At 61.9% G+C, this 23,771-nt stretch carries 16 protein-coding genes; 10 read left to right on the top strand and 6 right to left on the bottom strand.

The window, feature by feature from the left end; genetic code table 11:
* Positions 1-53: 53 nt before the first annotated feature.
* The 3 genes from ACT7DV_RS01645 to ACT7DV_RS01635 all read right to left on the bottom strand — a co-directional run bounded on the left by ACT7DV_RS01645 (position 54) and on the right by ACT7DV_RS01635 (position 2,168).
* Positions 54-1,433 carry a dicarboxylate/amino acid:cation symporter gene (locus ACT7DV_RS01645; RefSeq protein WP_444660617.1) on the bottom strand — a complete coding sequence of 460 codons (1,380 nt, stop codon included), beginning with the start codon at positions 1,431-1,433 and terminating at the stop codon, positions 54-56.
* A gap of 256 nt (positions 1,434-1,689) precedes the next feature.
* Complete coding sequence (locus ACT7DV_RS01640; protein ID WP_444660616.1) at positions 1,690-1,863, bottom strand: hypothetical protein; 174 nt, start codon at positions 1,861-1,863, stop codon at positions 1,690-1,692.
* Positions 1,863-2,168 carry a DUF2975 domain-containing protein gene (locus ACT7DV_RS01635; RefSeq protein WP_444660615.1) on the bottom strand — a complete coding sequence of 102 codons (306 nt, stop codon included), beginning with the start codon at positions 2,166-2,168 and terminating at the stop codon, positions 1,863-1,865. Before ACT7DV_RS01635 ends, ACT7DV_RS01640 begins: the two co-directional genes overlap by 1 nt.
* Before the next feature lie 193 nt (positions 2,169-2,361).
* Here ACT7DV_RS01635 and ACT7DV_RS01630 point away from each other — a divergent pair, with 193 nt between their 5' ends.
* Entirely contained in the window at positions 2,362-2,751 is a 390-nt protein-coding gene (locus ACT7DV_RS01630) for a VOC family protein (RefSeq protein WP_444664751.1), read from the top strand.
* Between the two features lie 46 nt (positions 2,752-2,797).
* Here the strand turns inward: ACT7DV_RS01630 and ACT7DV_RS01625 are convergent, their stop codons facing one another.
* On the bottom strand, positions 2,798-4,465 hold the full coding sequence (locus ACT7DV_RS01625; protein WP_444660614.1) for a DUF885 domain-containing protein: 1,668 nt from the start codon (positions 4,463-4,465) through the stop codon (positions 2,798-2,800).
* A gap of 246 nt (positions 4,466-4,711) precedes the next feature.
* Here ACT7DV_RS01625 and ACT7DV_RS01620 point away from each other — a divergent pair, with 246 nt between their 5' ends.
* From ACT7DV_RS01620 to ACT7DV_RS01580, 9 genes are read left to right on the top strand one after another with little or no spacing between them, the layout of a single operon-like run.
* Entirely contained in the window at positions 4,712-10,900 is a 6,189-nt protein-coding gene (locus ACT7DV_RS01620; protein ID WP_444660613.1) for an Ig-like domain-containing protein, read from the top strand.
* 53 nt (positions 10,901-10,953) lie between these two features.
* Positions 10,954-11,973 carry an AAA family ATPase gene (locus ACT7DV_RS01615; RefSeq protein ID WP_444660612.1) on the top strand — a complete coding sequence of 340 codons (1,020 nt, stop codon included), beginning with the start codon at positions 10,954-10,956 and terminating at the stop codon, positions 11,971-11,973.
* Positions 11,973-13,292, top strand: coding sequence for a DUF58 domain-containing protein (locus ACT7DV_RS01610; protein ID WP_444660611.1), 1,320 nt, complete (start codon positions 11,973-11,975; stop codon positions 13,290-13,292). Before ACT7DV_RS01615 ends, ACT7DV_RS01610 begins: the two co-directional genes overlap by 1 nt.
* Positions 13,289-15,640 carry a transglutaminaseTgpA domain-containing protein gene (locus ACT7DV_RS01605; protein WP_444660610.1) on the top strand — a complete coding sequence of 784 codons (2,352 nt, stop codon included), beginning with the start codon at positions 13,289-13,291 and terminating at the stop codon, positions 15,638-15,640. The genes ACT7DV_RS01610 and ACT7DV_RS01605 overlap by 4 nt, the downstream gene beginning before the upstream one ends.
* On the top strand, positions 15,631-16,806 hold the full coding sequence (locus ACT7DV_RS01600) for an RDD family protein (protein WP_444660609.1): 1,176 nt from the start codon (positions 15,631-15,633) through the stop codon (positions 16,804-16,806). The genes ACT7DV_RS01605 and ACT7DV_RS01600 overlap by 10 nt, the downstream gene beginning before the upstream one ends.
* A complete protein-coding gene (locus ACT7DV_RS01595; RefSeq protein ID WP_444660608.1) occupies positions 16,803-17,624 on the top strand; it encodes a PP2C family protein-serine/threonine phosphatase in 822 nt (273 codons plus the stop codon). Before ACT7DV_RS01600 ends, ACT7DV_RS01595 begins: the two co-directional genes overlap by 4 nt.
* A complete protein-coding gene (locus ACT7DV_RS01590) occupies positions 17,621-19,417 on the top strand; it encodes an FHA domain-containing protein (protein WP_444660607.1) in 1,797 nt (598 codons plus the stop codon). The genes ACT7DV_RS01595 and ACT7DV_RS01590 overlap by 4 nt, the downstream gene beginning before the upstream one ends.
* Positions 19,414-20,961, top strand: coding sequence for a serine/threonine-protein kinase (locus ACT7DV_RS01585; RefSeq protein ID WP_444660606.1), 1,548 nt, complete (start codon positions 19,414-19,416; stop codon positions 20,959-20,961). Before ACT7DV_RS01590 ends, ACT7DV_RS01585 begins: the two co-directional genes overlap by 4 nt.
* Positions 20,962-20,985: 24 nt before the next feature.
* Positions 20,986-21,687: a hypothetical protein gene (locus ACT7DV_RS01580; RefSeq protein ID WP_444660605.1), complete on the top strand. Its 702-nt coding sequence runs from the start codon at positions 20,986-20,988 to the stop codon at positions 21,685-21,687.
* Between the two features lie 92 nt (positions 21,688-21,779).
* On the opposite strand, the gene ACT7DV_RS01575 is transcribed toward ACT7DV_RS01580, so the two are convergent.
* Both ACT7DV_RS01575 and ACT7DV_RS01570 read right to left on the bottom strand, forming a co-directional pair.
* Positions 21,780-22,001 carry an acyl-CoA carboxylase subunit epsilon gene (locus ACT7DV_RS01575; protein ID WP_146277876.1) on the bottom strand — a complete coding sequence of 74 codons (222 nt, stop codon included), beginning with the start codon at positions 21,999-22,001 and terminating at the stop codon, positions 21,780-21,782.
* 46 nt (positions 22,002-22,047) lie between these two features.
* Positions 22,048-23,658, bottom strand: coding sequence for an acyl-CoA carboxylase subunit beta (locus ACT7DV_RS01570; protein WP_444660604.1), 1,611 nt, complete (start codon positions 23,656-23,658; stop codon positions 22,048-22,050).
* Positions 23,659-23,771 lie beyond the last annotated feature (113 nt).

Here is a 23,771-nt window from a genome sequence, read left to right as displayed (position 1 = left end):
CAAGCAGGCGCCCGAGCCAAGGAGCTCGGACGCCTGCTGGCCTTGAATCAAGGCTACTGAGCGGTGGCAGGTTCCGCGATTGATTTTTCGGCCAACGCGGACTCGTCGGCAAATGGGTTGCCATTGCGAGGGGCGTTGTACATGTCAAGATCCAAGATGCCTTCGCGCTTGGCCACAATGGTTGGAACCAGCGCCTGTCCGGCAACGTTCACCGCAGTGCGGCCCATGTCGATGATCGGATCAACGGCCATCAACAGGCCAACGCCAGCAAGCGGAAGGCCCAGAGTGGAAAGCGTCAGGGTCAGCATGACTACAGCACCGGTGGTGCCGGCGGTAGCTGCGGAGCCGAGCACCGAAACGATAGCGATCAAGATGTAGTCGGTGATGCTCAGATCAATGTTGAAGAACTGGGCGACAAATACGGCGGAAATTGCCGGGTAGATTGCTGCGCAGCCATCCATCTTCGTGGTGGCTCCCAGTGGAACGGCAAACGAAGCATATCCCGACGGAACACCCAGGTTTCGTTCGGTCACTCGCTGGGTGAGCGGCAGGGTGCCGATGGAGGAGCGGGAAACGAAGCCCAACTGAACGGCTGGCCAGACGCCGGAGAAGTACTGCTTGATCGACAGGCCGTGGCTGCGTACCAGGACCGGGTAAAGGGCAAAGAGGACCAGCGCCAGGCCAATGTAGATGGCCACCGTGAACTTGCCCAGCGCGCCGATGGTGTCCCAGCCGTAGGTGGCTACTGCGTTGCCGATCAGGCCAACGGTGCCGATTGGGGCAACACGGATGATCCACCAAAGGATCTTTTGGATAATTGCCAGGGCTGAGGCGGAGAATGCCAGGAATGGTTCGGCGGCCTTGCCAACCTTCAGAGCTGCAACGCCAACGGCGATTGCCACTACGAGGATCTGCAATACGTTGAAGCTGACCGACGTCGTGGCTGCTCCGTCGTCAAGTGAAGTGCTGGCACCGAGGCCGAGGAAATTCGAAGGAACCAGGCCTGTCAAGAATCCGAGCCAGTCGCCGGTCTTGCCTTCATAGTCCGCTGGGGCTTCCTGCCCGGTATTTGCTCCGGGCTGGAAGGCAACGCCCAGAATCATGCCAATGGTGACCGAGACCAGCGCGGTAATGCCGAACCACAGGAGGGTCTGCCAGGCCAGCCGGGCTGCATTGGTGACCTTCGAAAGGTTGGCAATCGAGGCAACTACCGCAAAGAAAATCAGCGGGATGACAGCAGTGCGCAGCAACGAAACATAGCTGGATCCGATAATCGACAGGGCGCGGCCCAAGCCATTGGGTTCTTCGGCGGTGCTGCCGGTGTACTTGGCTACGAGTCCCAGGATGAGACCTGCAATCAGCGCGGCAATGATTTGCGGCCCGAAGCTGGTCATCCAACGGGGAAGTTTAGATGAAGGTGCGGCATTTGACATGCTTTCAAGGCTAGGCGGGGTTTCTTTGCCGAGCGCAGTCGATGTTACGCAAAATGACAAATCTGGCCCGAATGTGTTTTTGAGCACCGAGTTACCGCGGGGCAGCGCTGGATTTCAGTGATATTCCGCAAAGAATCGTCATGGCCCGACACTAATAAGAAACGCGCTGGCGAACAGAGCGAAGATACGATCCTGCGCTTCAAGTGGATTCTCGGGTGCAACATGTGGCATGCGGCTCGCCGCCCCAGCTGTGCAGTCAGGCCGGCTTCGATGATTGCGCGTAAAACGTGATTGCAGACACCAGGAGTCCGCGCATGGCCAGCATGAGCAAGGCCAAGGTAGCCATGATCACCGCGCCGCCAGCAACCGCCAGCACCACGCCCGGTCCGCCAGCCTTGACCATATTCAAGAGATGGAAACCCAGTGCCATCACCAGAAGACTGTCGTTGTGGTGGCCCAGATGAATGTATCGACCCATGGCAGTGCCTTCCGGGAGAAAATTTCCTGTTTCTGAACTTTATTCAGCAGTGCCCAGATTGCAACGAGGGAAACCTGGATGCATGCGATGCCCAATGTGACGACCCATCTGTATGGCGTAGCCAGGGTGGAAGCCTCGGGGTGCTGGGCTACAACTTCGCCGATGTAAATGGGGAGCGCAATCAGCTGAACGAGCACCGATCCACAGATCGTGATGGCTAGGGCTATTCGAAGCAAGGGAATAGCGAAACTTGACATGGATTGATTCTCAATCAATTTCTATCGTTTTTCAATAGATAATTATACGGGTCCCACCTGTGCTTCTCCTGCTAAAACCCCAGCCCGAGTCCACTTGACCTTCGGAATTGATATGGAAGAGTTGGATGTAGTCACAAGCAATCCGATTGGCTGCGCCCCGCTGGCGCGTCAACAACCTAAAGGACCTTTGCCAATGCGTGTATATATCACCAGCGTTTTTGTCTCCGACCAAGAGAAAGCCAAAGAGTTCTACACAGGCGTTCTAGGTTTCAAGGTCAAGCATGACATCCCCATGGGACCCTTCAGCTGGCTGACACTTGTTTCGCCCGAGGAAGAAGGCGGAACAGAGCTTCTGCTTGAGCCGGCTGAACACCGAGCAGTTGCCCCGTATCGCGAAGCGCTAAAAGCCGACGGGATACCGGTGACGTCTTTTGCAGTTGATGATGTCCAGGCTGAATATGAGCGCCTGATCGGCTTGGGAGTGGAATTTACCCAGAACCCTACCGAGGCTGGCCCGGTCACTGTCGCGACATTCGACGATACCTGTGGCAACCTGATCCAGATTTCCAGCTATCAGGGATAAAAAAACTGGGCCCGATGTGAGTCGGGCCCAGTTTTTGCCATCCGGGTTATTTCAGCAGTGCGCGTTTGAGGGTATCCAATCCAACCGATCCCAATTTCAGGGCGGCGGTGTGGAATTCCTTGAGCGAGAAGGCATCGCCTTCCGTGGCTGCGTACTCATCGCGGATTTGTTCCCACAGCCTCTGGCCAATTTTGTATGAGGGGGCCTGCCCCGGCCAACCCAGATAGCGGTTGTATTCGAAGTCTAGCTGGCCCTTGGAAAGATCCAGGTTCCGCTCCAGGAATTCGTAGCCCTTCACTGCGTCCCAGGCGCCTTTGCCCCACTGGGGCGGCATCTGCAATCCGAGGTGCACGCCGATATCAAAAACAACTCGAGCTGCGCGCAGGCGCTGCGCATCGAGCATTCCCATGTAGTCGCCCGGGTCATCGAGATAGCCGAGCTGGTGCATGAGCCGTTCTGAATACAGCGCCCACCCTTCGCCTTGGCCCGAAACCCAGCACATCAACCGGCGCCAGCTGTTCAAGGTCGCGGCTTGCAGCTGCGCCGTGCCAATCTGCAAGTGATGTCCTGGCACGCCTTCGTGGTACACCGTCGTCAGCTCGGCCCAAGTGGTGAACTGGTCCTCTCCTGGTGGCACCGACCACCACATGCGCCCGGGACGGGTGAAATCCTCGGACGGTCCGGTGTAGTAGACCCCTCCGTCCTGAGTCGGGGCGATCATGCATTCTATGCGGTCCATCGGCGCCGGGATTTCGAAGTGCGTTCCCGCTAAATCGGCGATGGCTTGGTCAGCCTTGCTCTGCATCCACTCGCGCAAGGCATCGGTACCGTTGAGCTTCCGGGCCGGATCCTCGTTCAGTACGCGCTTCGCCTCGTCGATGGTCGAGCCCGGCTTGATTTGCTGGGCGACACGCTGCTGTTCAGCGATGATGCCATCGAGCTCGGCAATGCCCCAGGCGTAGGTCTCTTCCAAGTCGACGGTTGCGCCAAGGAATCGCCGGGACATGAGGGCATAGTATTCGCGCCCCACTGCGTCTTGTTCCGGAGCCTGAACCAGAAGCTCGGCATCCAGATATTCGGCTAAACGTCGATAGGCGAGTTTCGAGCCTTCGGAACCGCGTTCCAGGCGCTGGGCCAAGGCGGGATCAACGGCACTGCCAGCGATAGCGAGCTGATCAAAGTATCCGCCGTCCTTGGCGTAGTCAATTGATTGAGTGGTGACGATCCGGACCTGGCGCTTGGCAGGAACCATCGAATTGGCTGCCGAATCACGTAATGATGCAATATAGCCGTCAATGGCTGCCGGCAGGTTTTCGAGCCGCTGGGCGATAAAGGCGAAATCCTCCGCTGACTCTTGAGGCATCAAATCGATGATCGAGCGGATCTCCTGGGCCGGACTGGCAATGTTATTCAGTTCCGTGCGGCCGGTGAACAGGATTTCCAATTCAAGCCCGAGGCGCTCGGTCATGGCATCGAGGGTGACCTCGTCCACGGAATCAACAGGTGCGGCATTGGCCAGGGAACTGAGGGTGTCGCTCAGGAGCCGGATCTGCCCGGTAGTGCCAGCGGGGGAGTAATCGCCATAGGCGGATTCATAGCCGGGAAGGCCAAGGGAGACACCCCATTCAGGGGTGAGCTCGAGGCTTTTGCGGTAGAACTCTTCGGCGATTTTGTCGATCGCAGATGGCTCGCGGTGCGGTGCGGAAGATGTCATGTAGCTAAGAGTAGTTGATATGAAAGATTTGTTGAAGAGTTTTGCCATGGAACCCCAAAGCCGGATATTCGTAGGTTCCGTTAAAATATTTCGTGAGCGAACGGCCTAGTCACCCGCATGGGGAGAAGTCACCATGGCGCGCTTTTTATCGCATCGATAGAATTGGTTGGCGTTGACTATGCAATCGGTGATTAAAAGTCATCAGCCGGCGCGCACTCGTACCAGCAATTCAAGGAATGACCTTTAATGGCCAGAACTGCCTCAACCGGTTGGACCGGCATGCTGAAAAGCACCGGTTTCAAAGCAACTGCCATACCAGTAGCTGCGGCCCTCGCCGTCACCGGGGCCATTATCTACCCCGGATTCGAAACCGCTGACGTTGAACTCAACGACGGCGGCGTCTGGGTGGTTAACCAGTCCGAAGGCAAAATTGGCCACGTCAATTACCAGTCGCGCACCATCGATGGCGGCGTAGCTACGCCACTGGCCAGCTACGACCTGGTCCAGCACGAAGAAAACGTGATGGTCCGCAATCTGGAGCAGGCATCACTGACCACCATTGACCCATCCATGGTTCAATTTGCCGGCGACAACAACCTGCCCGCGAACTCGACCTTCTCCTTCGGCTCATCCGTCGTCGCGGTCACCGATGCTGAACACGGCACGGTGCAAGCCAGCTCCCTGGAACATATCGGCGACTTCAAAGGCGAAGGCGCTGAACCCCTGATCGACTCCGAAGGCGATGTCGGAGCCGTGGTGGGCGCCGACGACACCATTTGGGCGGCAGATTATGCCGCCGGCATCCTTTCCAGCTTCACCCTGGACAACGACGGCACGGCCGTCGCCGGCGAGCAGTTTGAGATCTCCGAGCTGACGTCCATGAAGAAGCCGCAGCTTTCCGCCGTGGGAGACACCGCTGTGGTCTTCGACGACGCCAGCGGCGAGCTGGTCACCTCCGAGGGCGGCAAGGCCACCTTGGAGAATGCAGCCAATGCCCGCATCCAGGCCCCGGGACCGGACTCCGATAACGTCGCAATTGCCCTGGACCAATCGCTGGCCACCGTCTCCCTGTCCGGCAAGGACACCAACTACGAACAGGTCGACACCGCAGGCACCCCGATTGCACCAGTGCGCGTTGGCTCGTGCACCTACGCCGCATGGCAGACCAGCGGCGAATACGTGCGATTCTGCGATGATCCCGCTGGAAACCAGCGCACCCTCATCCCAGAAATGACCGAGGGCGCCGAACTGGCCTTCCGCGTCAACCGCGATGTTGTTGTGCTCAACGATGTTCACTCGGGCCAGGTGTGGCTGGCCAACGAGGGCATGGAAATCGTCAGCAACTGGAGCGACCTGGAACCACCGGCCGGCGAAGGCGAAGCCAAGGAAGAAGAAACCAAGGAAATCACCGACGCCATCGAGCTGCCCAACCGCACCGAGGAAAACAAGAAGCCGATCGCCGAAAACGACCAGTATTCGGTGCGCCCCGGGCGCACCACCTTGCTGCCGGTGCTCTACAACGATGTGGACCCGGACGGCGATTTGCTGACCGCGGCCATTGAAGGATCCTCCCCGTCCCTGGGCTCCATCCAGCCAGTGCATGATGGCACCGGCTTCCAGATTGTGGTTCCCGACGATGCCAAGGGATCGGCCAGCTTCAACTACACCACCAAAGATGGCCGCGGCGGGCAGGACACCGCCACCGTGAAGCTCAACGTGGTCGGCGATGACACCAACAAGGCACCGGAACAGCAGCGCACTACGGTGCTGCGCGTGCAGCAGGGCGAATCGGTGAGCCACAACCTGCTCACCGACTGGACCGATGCAGAAGGCGATGACCTGCGATTGCTGGGCGGAACCTCCGAGGGCGACGACGTGATCCGCGTCCAGCCCGATGGCACCATGACCTTCCAGGACGATGGCAAGAAGCTGGGACAAAAGGAAGTCGCCATCCAGGTCTCCGACGGCCAGGAAAGCACCAAGGGCCGTGTCCTGGTGGAGGTGATGGCGGAATCCACCATCAAGCCGGTGACCGCCACCGACCACGTGGTCACCAATATCGGCGAATCGGCAAGCTTCAGCCCGCTGGAGAACGACACCGACCCCACCGGGGATGGACTGCGCCTGGCCGGCGTTGATGACGTTCCCGGATTGGAATTGACCTCCAACGCCCAAACCGGAGCGGTCACGGTCAAGGCCGAGCGTGCCGGAACCTACTACGTCGAATACATGGCCACCAACGGCCCGGCCAGCGCTCCGGGCCTGGCCCGTATCGACGTGAAGAAACCCGAAGAGCAGGCAGCCGACCCGATCGCCGTGCGCGATGTCGCCCTGCTGCCGGCAGGCCAAGACGTGCTGGTCAACGTCCTGGGCAACGATACCGACCCGGCCGGCGGCGTGCTGGTGGCCACCGGCGTGCAAAGCGCTACGGACAAGCCGTTCTCCACGAGCATTGAACGCAACACCTTTGTGCGCATTACCGACGTGCGCGGCCTGACCGACCCCACCACCATCAGCTACACCGTGTCCAACGGCAGCCACGAAGCCACCGGTTCCATCCGGGTCATCCCGATTCCCGCACCGCCGCGCATGGACCCGCCGCAGGCCAACCCGGATACCGTCACCGTTCGTGAAAACGACGTGGCCACCGTCAAGGTGCTGGAAAATGACATCCACCCCAACGGCGGAGAACTCACCCTGCGCCCGAAGCTGCAAGAAACCGAGGGCCTGGGCGAAGAGTCCATCATCTCCGTCGCCGATGATACCGTCCGCTTCCGCGCAGGCGACTTCGGCGGCAAGGCCAAGCAGGTTTCTGCCGTATATACGGTCGCTGGCCCCGATGGGCAGGAAACCAGCGCCACCGTGACCTTCAATATCCAGCCCGCGGCCGAAGCCAGCGACCTGGAAAAGAACAGCCCGCCCAATCCGGAACCGGTCACCGGCCGCGTATTTGCCGGCTCCAGCACCAACGTGCAGGTGCCAATCGACGACATCGATCCCGACGGCGACTCGGTGTCCCTGGTGCAGTTCGGCGACTCGCCGCGCCTGGGAACCGCCAAGATCCGCGATGGCTCCATCGACTACACCGCCAACCCCGATGCTTCGGGCACCGATGAGTTCAGCTACGTCGTGGAAGACCGACTCGGCGCCCGCGCCACCGGAACCATCAAGATCGGCGTGGCCCCGCTGGCCGAAACCAATAACTCCCCGGTAGCGGTCAACGACTTCCTCACCGTGCGCCCGGACCGCCCCGTGGCCGTGGACGTCATGGACAACGACACCGACCCCGATGGGGATCCGCTCGCCCTGATGAGCGAGGTTTCCAGTGAAGCAGGCGCCGATGTGAGCGTTGCCGATGGCCGTGTGCTGCTGACCTCGCCACCGGATGACGGCAGCATTTCGGTGCGCTACATGATTTCCGATGGCCGTGGCGGCACTGCGGCCGGAACACTGAGCATCAAATCCGATCCGCAAGCCCAGCTGCTCGCTCCCATAGCCCGCGACGACCGCGTGTCCTTGGAGCAAGTCATCGAAAACGATGAGATCACCGTGGATATCCTGCGCAATGACGAGGACCCCGATGGCAGCGCGGATGAACTCAAGGTCAGCCTGCCGGATAACCCGGACAGTGCCCGGGTGACCGATGACGGACTGGCTGTCACCGCCGGTGAACAGCCCCAGGTCATCGCCTACTCATTGGAAGACGCCGATGGCTTGACCTCCACCGCCTTCGTGCATGTGCCGGGAACCGCTGGCGCCCGGCCGATCCTGCGCAGCGGCCTGAAGCTCGAAGTGCAGGCAGGTGAAACCCTGCCACTGAACCTCGAAGACCTGGTTCTGGTCCGCGAGGGGCGCAGCCCGCGGTTGACCACCGAGGAATCGGTGACCTCCATGCCGGAAAACGATGGCGAATTGGTCAAATCCGCCACCGAGCTCTCCTTCCGCGCGCCACTGGATTTCGACGGTTCGGCCACTGTGAGCTTCGAGGTGACCGATGGCGAAGGACCTGACGATGAAAAGGGCCTGAAGTCCAAGCTCACCGTACCGGTCAACGTCACCCCGGCCCCGGGCCAGGACAATAGCGACGAAGAACAAGACCAGAACGAGGACGGCAAGAGCAAGGAAGAAGAGGAAGAAGAGGAAGAAAAGCAACCCGACGAGAAGAACTTCGCGCCAACGCTGCAGTCCAACTCGCTGTCCGTCGGACAGGGGGAGGAACCGGCCCTGCTCGATCTTCGCATGGCCGCCAACGACGCCAATGAAGAAGATGTCCCGAAGCTGAAGTTCGCTGTCGGCTCGGTGGATATCCAAGGTGTTGACGCCCAACTGGTGGATGGCCACACGTTGAAGGTCAGCGCCGACGCGTCCACGCCCAAGGGCACCAGCGGCACCGTCTCGGTCACGGTCAGCGACGGGGTGAACCCGCCGGTGGCAGCAAATATGAGGGTGACCGTCACCGGCTCCAACCGCGAATTGCCGGTGGCAGTGGCCGATAACGTCGCCGATGCGGCACAGGGCAAAACCGAAGTGGTTGACGTCCTGGCCAATGACCACAACCCGTACGCCGACCAGGGCCCGTTGCGCCTGATCAATGCCCGCGCGCTGCAGGACACCGGGAATGTCGAGGTCAAGGGGGACAAGGTAGCGATCACCCCGAAGGACGACTTCGTGGGAACGATGCGCGTGGAATACACCATTGGCGATGTCACCGAGGATGTGGCCCGCAATGTCATCGGCACCGTGACCTTGAACGTCAAGGGCGCTCCGGAAGCACCGGGCCTGCCGCGCGTGCAATCCACCGGCGATGAAAAGGTCGTGCTGCAGTGGGATCCGCCAGCCAACAACGGCTCGGCCATCACGCACTACACCGTCACCGGCGGCGGGCACACCCAGCAGTGCGCCACCACCACCTGCACCATCACCGGCTTGACCAACGACAAGGTGTACAACTTCACCGTGACCGCCACCAATGCGGTCGGCGAATCCCCGGCCTCCGCCCAGTCCGCCGATGCGCGCCCGGATGTCGAGCCGGAGCAGCCTGCTGCGCCGACCGGCACCAGCGGCGATACGCAGGCCGCGTTCAAGTGGACCGCTCCGGTCAGCCGCGGTTCGGCAATCCAGAGCTACACGCTGGAGATCTCCCCGGCCCCCGGCAACGGGATCACCCAGGTCACCGGAATCACCGGAACCTCTTACGTCTGGAAGGGCCTGAAAAACGGCACCGACTACCAAGTCCGGGTGCGCGCGGTCAACAAGGCAGCAAAGCCCTCGGTCTTCAGCGCCTACTCTGCGGCGGTCACCCCGGCCGGAAAACCGTTCAAGCCATCGGCGCCGACCGCGGCCCGCAAGGAATCCGCGGTGGACGGCGGCGTGGTCAACGTGGCGTGGACTGCACCGGGAAACAACGGTGCGCCGATCACCGGGTACACCCTGCGCGTGTTCAAGTCGGGCGCCCTGGTCAAGACCGTGGGATCGATCTCGGCCGACCAGCGCAGCCAGAGCGTCACCGGCTTGAGCACCTCCGGCTCCTACACCTTCACCATTGCCGCGGGCAACCGGGTCGGCGCCTCTGCGCAGAGCTCGCCTTCGGCTGCGGTCACCCCCTACGGGCGGCCCAAGACGATCTCGTCGGTGGCCGCCAAGGCCACCGGCGCCTACCGGATGGTGCAGCTGAACTTCCAGGCTCCTGGATCCAACGGCTCGAAGATCACCGGATACCAGTACTCCACCGACGGCGGAGCATGGAAGTCCTTTGGCGGTCCGGGGGCGGTGATCGACACCGGATCGAACGGCAACGCCCACACCTGGCGGGTCCGGGCGCTCAACGCAGCCGGCGCGGCGTCGCCGAGCCCGGCCAGCAACAAGGAAAGCGCCTATGGCCCGTTGCGCGATAACGCGAATATCACCGCATCGCATGGCAACGACTGGATCACCTTCAACTGGAATCCGGACGCCGGCCGGAACAATGGCCGCAAGGTCAGCCACACCGTCACCATTGGCGGGAATGGCACTGAAAACGATGGCACGCAGCAGGTGAACGGGCTGGGCTACTCGACCGACCGCACCATCCAGGTCACAGCTACGGATACCGAGGGCCAGTCGCGCTCCTGGTCCAAGACGGAGACGACCAACCCGAAGCCGGCCCGTTCGGTGACCCTGTCCAAGGGGCCAAACTACAACGGCTACTCGAATTCCACCTGCGATCCTGATTGCTACAAGTACCACGTGGAGCTCTACAACTTCGCGCCCGGAACACATACCTACCTGGCCAAGTGCTACCACTCCGGAGGAATGTTCTCCGATAACAATGTGACCTTCAACGTCAATGGCGAGGGCCGGGCCTCCGCGGACCTGCCTTGCGTGATCGAGCCGGGCTGGTCCGAACCGTACTACGCAGTCATTGACGGAACCGAATCCAACAAGACCACCTTCTAGCCACGCGCGGCGAGCGCAGCGCAATGCACTGAAAGGGCACTATGCCAACGACCATGAGCACCGAGCAGGCCAGCTGGTTCTGCGATACCTTCTCCACCCTGGTCTCCAATGTGGGCCAGTCCGTCTTGGGCAAGGACCAGACCATCAAGCTGGTGCTGGCCGCCATGCTTTCCGAGGGGCACGTGCTGCTCGAAGATGCCCCGGGCACCGGCAAGACGATGCTGGCCCGCTCGCTGGCCGCCACCGTGAAGGGCAGCAACTCGCGCATCCAGTTCACCCCCGACCTGCTGCCTTCGGATGTCACCGGCATTACCATCTACGACCAGCGCACCGGCCAGTTCGAATTCCACCATGGCCCGATCTTCGCCAACCTCGTGCTGGCCGATGAAATCAACCGCGCCTCGCCAAAGACCCAGTCGGCGCTGCTGGAGGTCATGGAAGAAGGACGAGTCACCGTCGATGGCGTGACCTACCCGCAGGCCCGCCCCTTCATGGTGATCGCCACCCAGAACCCGATCGAGCAGGCCGGCACCTACCGGCTGCCCGAAGCCCAGCTGGACCGCTTCTTGATCAAGACCTCCATCGGCTACCCGGATCGCGCCGCCACCGTGGCCCTGCTTTCGGGCAGCGCCCAGCGCGACCGTTCGGCCAACCTGCGCCCGGTGATCACCACCGAAGCCGTCGTGGAAATGGCGCAGCTGGCCACCACCGTGCACGTGGATGCCGCGGTGCTCGACTATGTGGCAGCGCTGTGCGAGCTGACCCGCGAGGTACCCGAAACCCGCCTGGGCGTCTCGGTGCGTGGCGCGCTGGCCATGGTGCGCGCGTCCAAGGTCTGGGCCGCCAGCCAGGGGCGCAACTACGTGCTCCCGGATGACATCAAGGAACTGGCCCCGCACATCTTCACCCACCGCCTGGTCCTGGATCCGGAAGCCGAGTTCACCGGCACCACCGCATCCCAGGTCATCACCTCGGTGCTCGCCAAGGTTCCTGCCCCGACCCGCCGCGGAAGCGAAGACTCGGTGGCGGCAGCGGAAAACCAGGACTCCGGCTCAGGCCAGGAAGCGCATTAATGAACCGAAAAGCCAGGCGTTCCTCCCGGCGCAGCGCACTGAACCGCAGGGCAGGCCAATCGCTGAGCATGGCCAGCGAAGCGCTGCAGGTCCTGCGCGAATATCTGCGCCCCGCCGCCAGCAAGGCGCGCACCTACAGCGACCGGTTCCTCGGCCCGCTGGGTTCGGTGATTTCGCCTTTGGGCTTCGCCGTGCTGGGAACCACGATTCTCCTATGGATCCTCGGCGCCGTCTTCGGCTGGCAGGAAGCGGTCCTCGGCGCATTCATGGCCACCATTTTGCTGCTGGCCGCCGTCGGGTTCATTCTCGGACGCAACGACTTCAGCGTCCAGCTGGATCTCCACCGCACCCGTGTTGCGGTCGGGGACCGCGCCGTCGGCGCCCTGCAGGTCACCAACAAGGCATCGCGCAGCGCAGCCCCCGTGATGATGGAACTGCCGGTGGGCCATGGCGCCACCGCCTTCCGGATCCCGCGCCTGGCTACTGCGCAGGAGCACGAAGAACTCTTCACCATTCCCACCCAACGGCGCCAGGTGCTCAACGTCGGACCGGTGCGCTCGGTGCGCCAGGACCCCTTCGCGATTCTGCGCCGCCAGGTGAAGTGGACCGAAACCTACGAGCTGTTCATCCATCCGAAAACCACCGGGCTCGATGGTTCCTCCTCAGGCTTCATCCGCGACCTGGAAGGCATGCCCACCTCGGATCTGTCCAACTCGGACGTCTCCTTCCATGCACTGCGCGACTACCAGCCCGGCGATGACCGCCGGCACATTCACTGGAAATCCACGGCGCGCACCGGCCAGCTGATGGTGCGGCAGTTCGAGGAAACCCGCCGCTCCCACCTGGCCTTGAGCCTTTCTACCAATTTGGAGGAGTACTCCGAAGCGCACGCCGAAGAAGACTTCGAGCTGGCGGTTTCGGTGGCTGCCTCCATCGGCCAGCAGGCTGTCGCCGAGCAGCGCAAATTGGCCATCCTGACCCAGGAAGGGCCGGTGCGCACCGACAGCGGCCGGATGATGATGGACGGGCTGACCCGCATTGAAGCCGCCCCGGTACTGCGCGAGAATCTCGTGGACGTTGTACGCCATACCGCCGATACCGTGCCAGGCGCCTCGGTGGTGTTTTTCCTGACCGGCACCCGCACCAGCGCCAAGGCCCTGCGCGCGGCCTGGATGCACGTGCCCGTCGGGGTGCGGGCCATCGCGATCCGCTGCGAGTCGGGGATCGAGCCGACCCGTTCGAATATTGGTGAATTGACCGTTCTCAGCCTGGGAAAACTTGATGAACTGGGCTTGATGCTGCGAAAGGCGGTGGCATGAATAAGCTCCCGCTGTGGCGTTTTGGCGTCGATGCTGCCTGCCTGGCATTGGCGCTGCTGCTCGGCGCCCTAGGTCTGCTTGATGCCTACGGCGCCAGCCCCAATTTCATGCTGGCTGCTGCCGGCGGCATCCTCGCAGGCCTTGCCTTGGCCTGGGCGAATGTCTATTTCCGCTGGGGCACCTGGCGCACCGTCGGAATCTTTGCGCTGCTCTACCTGCTGTTGGGCACCCCGCTGGCAACACCGCGTGAAGCGGCCTTCGGCGTTCTGCCCACCGCATCGTCGCTGCGCACCTTGCTGGCCGGACTGGTCTTCAGCTGGAAGGACATGCTCACCGTCGCCCCGCCGGTCGGAACCTACGGCGGGGTGCTCATTGTGGCGTTCTTCTCCACCTTGCTCACCGCAGTGCTGGCCGGACTCGTTGCCTGGCGGCTGCGCTCGCCGTACTGGACGCTGATCCCGCTTTTGGTCATGTTCGTCCTGGGAATTGCCTTCGGCACCCGCGACGTGCCGTTGCCGATTGCCCGCGGCGTGGCCTTGATTGCCGTGCTGGTGGGCTGGCTGGCGTGGCGAACCTTCATGTCTTCGCGGATTACCGGCGCTTTTAATGGGCTGGAGGCCGGGCACGGAGAATCACGCGGCGGCCAGCAGCTGCTGGTGCGCCGTGTGGTCGCCGGGGCACTGGTACTGGCCGGCGCGGGAACCATCACCGCGGCAGCCACCCCGATCCTGGCCCCGGAAACCCCCCGCCAAGTGCTGCGCGATGCGCTGGAACCACCGGTGGATCTCTACGATTACCCCAGCCCGCTGACCCGTTTCCGCAAATATGTGAAAACCATGGCCGATGACACCCTCTTGACCGTTAAAGGCCTTCCCAAAGGCCAGCGCATCCGCTTGGCGGCGCTGGATTCCTATAACGGCATGGTGTCGAACGTGGACCCGGCCGCCGGCGGAAGCTTCTCCCCGGTAGGCGATGCCAGCGATATCCGTTCCACAGATTCAGCCGATGGGCGCGAAACGGCCGATCTGGACATTGAAATCGAAGACTATGACGGAGTGTGGGTTCCTGCCGGCGGAAAATTGCTGGGCATGGACATCACCGGAGCCCGCGAGGACGTACTGGCACGATCGCTGTTCTACTCCGATACCTCCGAGAGCGTGCTGAGTTCCACCGGACTGCGCAAGGGCGACTCCTACACGGCCAAGGTGCAATTCCCGGCCCAGCCAACGGATGAACAGCTTGCCGAGCTGGACTTTGCGCAATTGCGCATGCCGGAATTGGCCAACGTCCCAGCGATAGCTGGAGCCAAGGCTGCGGACTTTACCGGGTCCGCACGCAGCGACCTGGAGCGGGCACGCGGCCTGGAAGCGACGCTGTCAGGAACCGGATTCTTCTCCAATGGAACCGAGGACCAGGTCCCTTCCCTTTCCGGACACGGTGCCGGTCGTATCACCAGCCTGCTGGATGCCGACCAGATGATTGGCGACGATGAGCAGTATGCGGTGGCCATGGCCTTGATGGCGCGCGAGCAGGGCATGCCAGCGCGTGTGGTCATGGGCTTCTATCCCGAAGAATACCGTCCTGACCAAGCGGTGAACCTGACCGGTTCCGATGTGCACGCCTGGGTGGAGATCGCCTTCGAGGGGGAGGGCTGGGTAGCGTTCAACCCCACGCCCAATGAGGATGAGCAGCCTACCCCGCCAGAGCAGGAGCCGAAGTCGGTGCCGCAGCCCCAGGTGCTGCAGCCGCCTCCGCCGGCCCAGGATGAAGCGGATCTGCCTCCGCAGACTGCGCCCGAGCCCCAGGAAATCGAGGAAGAACCCAAGAGCTTCTGGGAACGCTGGGGCATGGTGATCAAGGTGGCAGGCATTTCGCTTGGCTCCCTGCTGATACTGCTCTCGCCGCTGGCGCTGATTGCGCTGTTGAAACTTCAACGCCGCAAAAAACGCTCAGGTACCGGAAACCGGGCTGAACGCATGAGCGGGGGCTGGCAGGAACTGCTGAGCTACGCCACCGACCACCGGATAGCCACGGCCAACGGTGCGACCCGCAGGGAAAATGCTGCGGTGCTTGCCACCGGATTCCCCGCTCTGGCATCATCGGTAGCCACCTTGTCCCAACAGGCCGACGCCGCGAACTTCTCTCGCGAGCTACCAACCGAGGAACAGGTGCAGAAGTACTGGGATGAAGTCATGGCGCATACCCGCAAGATGCAAGAGCCGCTGAGCTTCTTTAGGCGGATGCGGGTGAACTTCTCGCCGCGTTCGCTGATCCATGAATTGGCGGCCAAGACGGTCATCACAGCAAGAACATTCAAACGGAAGAGTAGGAAATTCCCATGGCAGTGAAAATGAACTTGGTGGATGCCACGACCACCCAACGGCTGCTGTCATGGCTGGTGGACATGGTGCCGGTGCTGATCCTCTCGGTGATTTTCTTGCCGATGATCTCAGCCAAGATGCTCCAAGCCCTCACTGTCCCAGAAGTCATGGGCGACATCATGGGAATCTATGCCACGTATGCCTTGCTCGCTTTGGCCTACACGGTGTTCGTGTGGTGGTGGGAAGCAACCGCTGGCAAGACCCTGGGCAACCTTGTTCTGGGCGTGCGCACCACGAACCTCGAAGGCGGTGCCCCCGGTTGGGGCAAAACCATTGGCCGCCGCTTGCTGATTGCTGTCGCCGGCATCATTCCCCTGGCCGGTTCCATCCTGATGGTCATTTCCAACCAGTTCGATTCCAATGGAAAAAAGCAGGGATGGCACGACAAGGCCGCAGGCACATTGGTTCTGGATATCAAGGCCGGACGTGACCCACTGAGCACTGGCGGCAAACAAGGGCCAGAATCATTTGCCCCGCAGCCGGCAGGAGAGCAGGATTCGGCGGTGGCCAATGTCCGACAGCCAGCGGCCGAGCAGGCTCCGGCCGTCACCAACGTCCCGGTCCATAAGGCCGACGGTCCGGTGGAGCAGGAAGTGGCCGTCATCGATTCGGTTCCAGGAGCGGTCCGGGCTCGACAGCCAGAACCAGAGCAACAGCCAGAAGCGCAGCCAGCGCAACAACCAGAAGCGCAGCCAGCGCAACAACCAGAACCACAACCGCAGGCCGAGCTCTCTGACCAGCACGTTTCGGGCGCAGACGCGGATGAAGAAGAAGGCTACACCCGAATTCGTTCCGCAGCGCCTGCGGGCCTGCACCTGGAATTTGATGACCAGAAGTGCATCGAGCTCGATGGCACTATTCTGCTCGGTCGCAACCCCTCGCATGGCGAGGGCGACATCGGTGTGCGACGGGTTGTCCTGGATGATCTCGAGCGCAGCGTGTCCAAAACCCACCTGCTTGTTCAGCCCGGTGCCGGCTGCATTTGGGTCACCGACCGCGGTTCGGCCAATGGCTCATCCATTGTTGACGCACAGGGCGCGGTTCGCGCACTGGAACCGGGCAAACCCGAACAGGCCCTGGCCGGGCAGACCGTCTACCTGGGCGACAGGTACTTCCACGTGGAGCAACCTTGAACGGCCCGGCGCCCAGCACTGTCCCGAGCTTCAGATACGGCTATGCCACCGATCGCGGGCTGCGCCGTGCGCTGAATGAAGACAGCGTGCTGGCCTCCGACCGGCTGGTCGCCATCGCCGATGGCATGGGCGGGCATGAAGCCGGCGAAGTAGCCAGCGCCTTGTGCCTGAAGCTGCTTGGCGAGGGGCTGGGCACCGTGCCTGAGCGCATTGATCCGGACCAGCTCGGGGCGCTGCTTGAGCGCACCGATCAGCAGATCATTGAGGTGGGAGCTGGCCGGGCCGGAACGACCCTCACCGGGGCGGTGCTGGTGGATGAAAAGGCCAGCACAGCAGCGGCGCAGCCCCAGCTCCTGGTCTTTAATGTCGGCGACTCGCGTACCTATCTGTGGTCGCATGACCAGCTGCAACAGGTCAGCATCGATCACTCGGAAGTCCAGGAAATGGTCGACAGCGGCCAGCTGAGCCCGGACGAAGCTGCCAATTACCCGCGCCGCCACGTTATTACCCGTGCCCTTGGCATCAATGCCGATAGCCATCCGGACTTCTGGCTATTGCCCGTTGCGGGCACGGAAAGGATCCTGGTGTGCTCAGATGGCTTGAGCAGCGAAGTGGGCGATGAAAAAATAGGAGAGATTCTGGCGTACTTCCCGGACCCGCAACAGGCTGCCGAAGAATTGGTCCAAGCAGCCCTCACCGCCGGAGGACGCGATAATATCAGCGTGATCGTAGCCGATGTTCAATACGGGCATCCAGACGACGTCGAAGTGACCGTCCCGCGACTATCGACCATGAGCCACACAGAGGAGACATCATGAACAGCCTGCGTTACATCCCCGGCGAATGGTACGCCCTGGTCAATGACGAGCATGCCGTACTTCTGCCTGCTGACACCAGCACCGAGCAAGTTACCGACTTCTGGGACAAGCTCCAAGATGCCGTAACCGTCGAGTCGTTGCTCTCCGAGCTGCTGTCCATTTACCAGATGAATATCGCATCCCTGCCAAATTTTGCCCTGGTCTCTCGGGAAGCCGCACCGCACACTGTATTGCGCGGCAGCCTCGAATTGCGCTCGCGTAGCCTGAAGGGCGAAGAATTGGTTAGTGGCGCCGGCATTGCCACCTGGGCTGAGCGCCAACTGGCTGACTCGCAAGGCTGGACGCTGGGCGCTGCTGCCGAAACTTCCACCCAGGCCGCGGCGTTGCCAATCCAAGAAGGCATTGTTCGTGTTTCAGCACTGTCGTGGGATAGCGGCCAAGGCCCGTCCCCAGCTGCAGCGGAACGTGCCAAGCAAGCAGCAAATGCATCGGCTTCCACTTCTGCTGCTGCCTCGAGCGCGCTCAAGACTCCCGCGCAATCCGAACAGAAGAGCGTTGCCGAGGCTCCAAAGCCCGAGGTGCCGGAAGCTCCGGCGCCTGCCAGTGCTCCGGTGGCCGACAGCAAGCCCGCCCCAACGGCCGCTCCTGCGGCGTCCGAGGAGAAGCGCGTTGCCGAGGTTCCGAAGCCCGAGGTGCCGGAAGCTCCGGCGCCTGCCAGTGCTCCGGTGGCGGACAGCAAGCCGGCCCCAGCGGCAGCAGCAGATCCTGATCCGGCCACGGAAGAAATAGCTGCACAAGAGCCAAAGCCTGAAGCACCTGATGCGCCCAGCGCTCCCGTCGCAGCTCAAAAGCCTGCGCCCGTCCAGGCACCTGCCAAGGGCGCGAGCCCGAGCCAGGCTCCAAAGCCAGCGGCGCCCGCTGCCCAGGGGCCGCTTGCCGCAGAGCATACGGAAGCCAAGGCCAAGAAGGTTGCCGCGCAGGACGCCGACAACGAAGACACCTTCATTCCTTCTTCGGATCGCGGGCACAGCTCTTCCGGGGTGAACGAACAGACCCAGGACCCGGAGGACTACGAGCAGCACCTGCACTCCGCCGAATTCTCGCTGGCTAGCCAGCTGCTGGGCATCCGAGGAGCAACCGGCACCGAATACGAAACCGGTGACGGCGACGATCTGGATACGATCATCAAATCTCGTGCTGCCGCCACCTCGGCTTCTGCGGCGGATGAGCACACGATCATTCGCGGGATCAAGGCCATGAAGCCGCAAGCTCCGCCGCGACCGGAACCAGAGGCCGGCGATGACAGCCATTCCGGCCCCACCGAGTACATCTTGGCGCGCTCCTGCGAACAGCGCCACCCCAACCCGCCGACGGCCTCCACCTGCCATACCTGCGGGGCAACCCTGTCCGGTCCCGCGCGCCAGGTTCGCAAGCCAGCCATGGGCCGCATGACGGTGCGCGACCGCGGGGGCATTCGCGAGTATTCGCATGAACTGAACCGCTCCGTGGTGCTGGGCCGCCAGCCCAGCGCGTCGGCGGTCAACGAACCGAATCCACCGCGCCTGCTGCAGATTGACAGCCCGAGCGGCGACATTTCCCGCTCGCACCTGCTGGTGCGCTTGGAAGGCTGGCATGTGCAGCTCGTTGACCTGGGCGCGACCAATGGAACGATGCTCTTGCGTGAGGGCCAGGCACCGCGACGCCTCTCCAAGAACCAGGAAGTCATGCTGAAAAGCGGCGATGTGGCGGACCTCGGCGATGGTGTCAGCCTGCGATTCGAGGATCTGCCGTGAGCCCACGGCGCCCCTCGTCGCCCGCGCCGCAGATCCCCGGTTTCACCCTGGTCAAGCCACTGGGTACCGGAGGCTTTTCCGACGTGTACCTCTACGAACAGCATCGGCCCCAACGCAAGGTGGCCATCAAGGTGCTCCTGGCTGATGTCAGCAAGGACGATGCCCGGAAGCTCTTTGAAACCGAAGCCAACTTGATGGCCCAGCTCTCGTCGCATCCGTACATTGTGACCATTTATCAGGCGGAGACCACCGAGGACGGCCGCTCGTACCTGGCGATGGAGTATTGCTCCCGTCCTTCCCTTGATGCCCGGTACCGCCGCGGCGTGCTCAGCGTTGATGAGGCGCTGACCCTGGCAATCCAGCTTTGCTCCGCTGTGCACACCGCGCACTTGGCGGGCATTGTGCATCGCGATATCAAGCCGGCCAACGTATTGACCACCGATTACAACCGTCCGGCGTTGACCGACTTTGGCATTTCGGGCACCGTGGGATCCCATGCTGCCGGGATGTCCGTGCCATGGTCGGCACCTGAGGCCTTTGAAGAGGGCCTCCCGCCGGGGGTGCGCATGGATGTCTACTCGCTCGGCGCCACCATCTATACGGTGCTGGCCGGGCACTCGCCTTTTGTGCATCCCGGACAGGACAATTCGCAAGCAGTTCTCATCGAGCGAATCTGCAACACCCAGCTGCGGGCGTTGACCCGGGCCGACATCCCGGATTCGCTGAATCAGGCCCTGGCGGTAGCCATGGCCAAGGATCCAGAAAGCCGATTTGGCACGGCCGCAGAACTTGCGCGGACCTTGCAACGGATCCAAATGGAGTTGGGTTTTTCCGTCACCGAGTTCGAGGTGATGGAAGATCCCGCTGCTGAGGCGGCTCCTGAAGAGGAAGGGGAAGCAACCCGCGTTCGTAGCGTTACGTCGATCAGCGACGCCCAGCGCCCGCTGTCGGCAGGCCCGATGATTTCCTTCGTTCCGGGGCAGCGTCCCAAGGATTCGGGCAGCAACAGGCCCGCCAAGCCCAAGGTTGCCGAGCGGTTTGTTGCTGCCCCCAGCAACGCCGCGGATTCCTCGCAATCGCCTGCTGGGGACCAGGCCGACGCGCCAGTGGCGGAAAATGAAGCTAGGAGTTTCCCGAAAATATTTATTGTTGTCGGGATCATCCTGGTTTTGCTGATTGGCGGTGCAGTGGCGGTAAATCGGCTGCTGCCGCAGGATGAAGGAACCACTGAAGGCGGACTTCCCATTACCGCCTCCGGCGATCCAAAAGATCCCCTGCTGGGCGGCACCGTGCCGATGGTGGAGAATTTCAAGTACTCTACGGTGGGTGAGACAGTGACCTTCCGCTGGGAAAACCCGGAACCTAACCAGGGTGATTTCTACCGGTGGGCGCCCATCACGGCAACGGATAAGGGCGAAGTCCAGCAGACCAAGTCAACCAGCGCGACGACCGCTATTGCTGAAGGCGGACAGACGTGCATTGAAGTCAAGCTGGTTCGCGATGACGGCCGCATCTCGGATGCCTCAAAGTTCTGTACGGGTTAATGATCGGGAGAGAAGGCGAAATCCTTGAATGAGCTCTACGTTGAGTATTGCGGCCAGTACTATCCAGTAGTTGAGGATAAGACCTTTGTCATCGGGCGCGAAGGCGACTTGGCAATTGATGAAAACCCCTACCTTCACCGCCAGTTCCTGACCATTTCAAAACATGCTGGCCTGTGGTGGCTGAACAATATTGGCACCCGCTTGACCGCCACGATTGCGGATAGGACCGGTGGATTGCAAGCCTGGCTTTCCCCGCAGTCCAGCCTGCCCCTGGTGCTGAACCGGGTATCGGTGGTTTTTACCGCCGGACCGACCACCTATGAGCTGTCCATCCATGTGGCCCAGCCGGCGTTCCGGCAAGATCATGTTGATAGCGACAGCGATGGGGAGACCACCATCGGGCCGGTGATTTTGACCCAAGCGCAACGGGCCTTGATCGTTGCCCTCTGCGAGCCGATGCTGAAACGCGATGGGACTGGGCTCAGTGCCATCCCCACCAGCGCCGCGGCGGCCGAGCGCCTTGGCTGGGGCATCACCAAGTTCAATCGCAAGCTCGATAATGTCTGCGACAAATTGGATCGAGCTGGCATTGCCGGATTGCGTGGCGGGCCAGGAAAACTGGCCACCAATCGCAAGGCGCGGCTCGTTGAGCATGCGGTGAGTTCGCATTTGGTCACCCGGGCAGACTTGGACATGCTTGAAGCCGGGATCCCGGACGACGAATAGGCAGCGGGCAGCGATTGAAAAAGTGATGGCTTGTTGTTCCCTCGGGGAACCACAAGCCATCACTTCTGATCTGCTGCATCGGCAATGGGCCTTTAGCGGCGTCCGACGGTCCAGCCTAGGCGCGGGGTGAGCGCGCGGCGTTTACGCAGGCGCGTTACGCGCTTCTTGGCTGGTGCCGCTTCGTCGGGCTGCTCGGCAGGTGCATTGCCCAAGGCACACAGCAATGCGGTGACTGCTGCCAGTTCCTCGGCGCTGGGATTGCCCTTGGTCACCTGGATCTGCGGGGCGGCAGGCGTCGCGGTGTCCTGTTCCATTGGCTTTGCTCCTCGTAAGTACTCGAATAGGCGGTGCGGGCCCTAGTTACAGCGGGATATTGCCGTGCTTCTTCGGTGGCAGCACTGCATGCTTTTCACGCAGTGCGCGCAATCCGCGAACCAGCTGCACACGGGTGTCGCTCGGGGCGATGACCGCATCCACGTAGCCCAGCTCGGCGGCCTGGTACGGGTTGAGCAGCTCGGCCTCGTAGTCGTCGATGATCTGCTTCCGGCGGGCTTCAACGTCTCCGCCCTCGGCTTGAACTGCCGCAAGATCGCGGCGGTACAGGATGTTCACTGCGCCCTGCGCGCCCATCACGCCGATCTGCGCGGTAGGCCAGGCCAGGTTCAAATCCGCGCCGAGCTTCTTGGAGCCCATCACGATGTACGCTCCGCCGTAGGCCTTGCGGGTGATCACGGTCAGCTTCGGCACGGTGGCTTCGGCGTAGGCGTAGAGCAGCTTCGCGCCGCGGCGGATGATGCCCTGGAATTCCTGGTCCTTGCCGGGCAGGAAGCCGGGCACGTCCACGAAGGTGAGGATCGGGATGTTGAAGGCATCGCAGTTGCGCACAAAGCGGGCTGCCTTTTCCGAGGCGGCAATGTCCAAAGTGCCGGCGAACTGCATTGGCTGGTTGGCCACGATGCCCACGGTGCGTCCCTCGACGCGGGCGTAGCCGATCATCACGTTCGGCGCGTACAGCGACTGCATTTCAAAGAAGTGCGCGTCATCGACGACGGATTCGATGATCTTGCGCATGTCATAAGGCTGGTTTGCGGAATCCGGAATCAAGGTATCCAGTGCCAGGTCATCCGCGGTGATTTCCAGCTCTTCATCGAACTCGGCGATCAAGGCATCGGAAAGGTTGGAGGAGGGGAGGAAGTCCAGCAATTCCTTGCAGAACTCCACAGCGTCTTCCTCGTCGCTGGCCAGGTACGTTGCCGTACCGGTGTTGGCATTGTGCTGGCGAGCGCCGCCGAGGGTTTCCATGTCGATTTCTTCGCCGGTGACGGTCTTGATGACATCTGGCCCGGTGATGAACATGTGGCTGGTCTTGTCAACCATGATCACGTAGTCGGTCAGCGCAGGGGAGTAGGCGGCTCCACCGGCCGATGGGCCCATGATCAGCGAGATCTGCGGGACCACGCCCGAGGCGTGGACGTTGTTGCGGAAGATGTCGGCGAACATGGCTAGGGAGGCCACGCCTTCCTGGATGCGGGCGCCGCCGCCGTCGAGGATGCCTACTACCGGGCAGCCATTGCGCAGTGCGAATTCCTGGACCTTGACGATCTTCTCGCCGTTGACCTGGGACAACGAGCCGCCGTAGACGGTGAAGTCCTGGGAGTAGACGGCGACAAGGCGGCCATCAACGGTGCCGTAGCCTGAAACCAGGCCATCGCCCATTGGCTTCTTCTTTTCCATGCCGAAGGCGGTGGAACGGTGAACAGCGAGGGCATCGAATTCCACGAAGGAGTCTTCGTCCATGAGCATTTCGATGCGTTCACGGGCGGTGTGCTTTCCGCGGGAGTGCTGTTTTTCGATTGCTGCCTGGCCGCTAGGTGCTTCGGAGAGCTTCTGGCGGCGGCGGAATTCAGCAAGCTTGCCGGCGGTGGTGGACAGGTCGATTGCTTCGTCTGCCTCGGTTCTGCCCTGCGTCATGCCTTCGACTCCCTCGAGTAGTTTTCAATGTGTAGGAATGGCACAAGAAAAATGCCATCCAAGTCAGTCTAGCTGGGTAAACAGGACTTCTGGTTGTAGGAAACTTACAAAAT

The organism is Glutamicibacter sp. TV12E (assembly GCF_052441935.1).
GTDB lineage: Bacteria > Actinomycetota > Actinomycetes > Actinomycetales > Micrococcaceae > Glutamicibacter.
Note: the sequence above shows the minus strand (reverse complement) of the source record. Positions and strands in the feature narration are given on the sequence as shown.

Excerpts from the sequence above, each read along its gene's own strand:
- ACT7DV_RS01570 (WP_444660604.1), bottom strand. The coding sequence starts at position 23,658 with ATGACGCAGGGCAGAACCGAGGCAGACGAAGCAATCGACCTGTCCACC.
- ACT7DV_RS01605 (WP_444660610.1), top strand. The coding sequence starts at position 13,289 with ATGAATAAGCTCCCGCTGTGGCGTTTTGGCGTCGATGCTGCCTGCCTG.
- ACT7DV_RS01630 (WP_444664751.1), top strand. The coding sequence starts at position 2,362 with ATGCGTGTATATATCACCAGCGTTTTTGTCTCCGACCAAGAGAAAGCC.
- ACT7DV_RS01645 (WP_444660617.1), bottom strand. The coding sequence starts at position 1,433 with ATGTCAAATGCCGCACCTTCATCTAAACTTCCCCGTTGGATGACCAGC.
- ACT7DV_RS01620 (WP_444660613.1), top strand. The coding sequence starts at position 4,712 with ATGGCCAGAACTGCCTCAACCGGTTGGACCGGCATGCTGAAAAGCACC.
- ACT7DV_RS01600 (WP_444660609.1), top strand. The coding sequence starts at position 15,631 with ATGGCAGTGAAAATGAACTTGGTGGATGCCACGACCACCCAACGGCTG.
- ACT7DV_RS01625 (WP_444660614.1), bottom strand. The coding sequence starts at position 4,465 with ATGACATCTTCCGCACCGCACCGCGAGCCATCTGCGATCGACAAAATC.
- ACT7DV_RS01635 (WP_444660615.1), bottom strand. The coding sequence starts at position 2,168 with ATGTCAAGTTTCGCTATTCCCTTGCTTCGAATAGCCCTAGCCATCACG.
- ACT7DV_RS01590 (WP_444660607.1), top strand. The coding sequence starts at position 17,621 with ATGAACAGCCTGCGTTACATCCCCGGCGAATGGTACGCCCTGGTCAAT.
- ACT7DV_RS01640 (WP_444660616.1), bottom strand. The coding sequence starts at position 1,863 with ATGGCACTGGGTTTCCATCTCTTGAATATGGTCAAGGCTGGCGGACCG.
- ACT7DV_RS01575 (WP_146277876.1), bottom strand. The coding sequence starts at position 22,001 with ATGGAACAGGACACCGCGACGCCTGCCGCCCCGCAGATCCAGGTGACC.
- ACT7DV_RS01610 (WP_444660611.1), top strand. The coding sequence starts at position 11,973 with ATGAACCGAAAAGCCAGGCGTTCCTCCCGGCGCAGCGCACTGAACCGC.
- ACT7DV_RS01615 (WP_444660612.1), top strand. The coding sequence starts at position 10,954 with ATGAGCACCGAGCAGGCCAGCTGGTTCTGCGATACCTTCTCCACCCTG.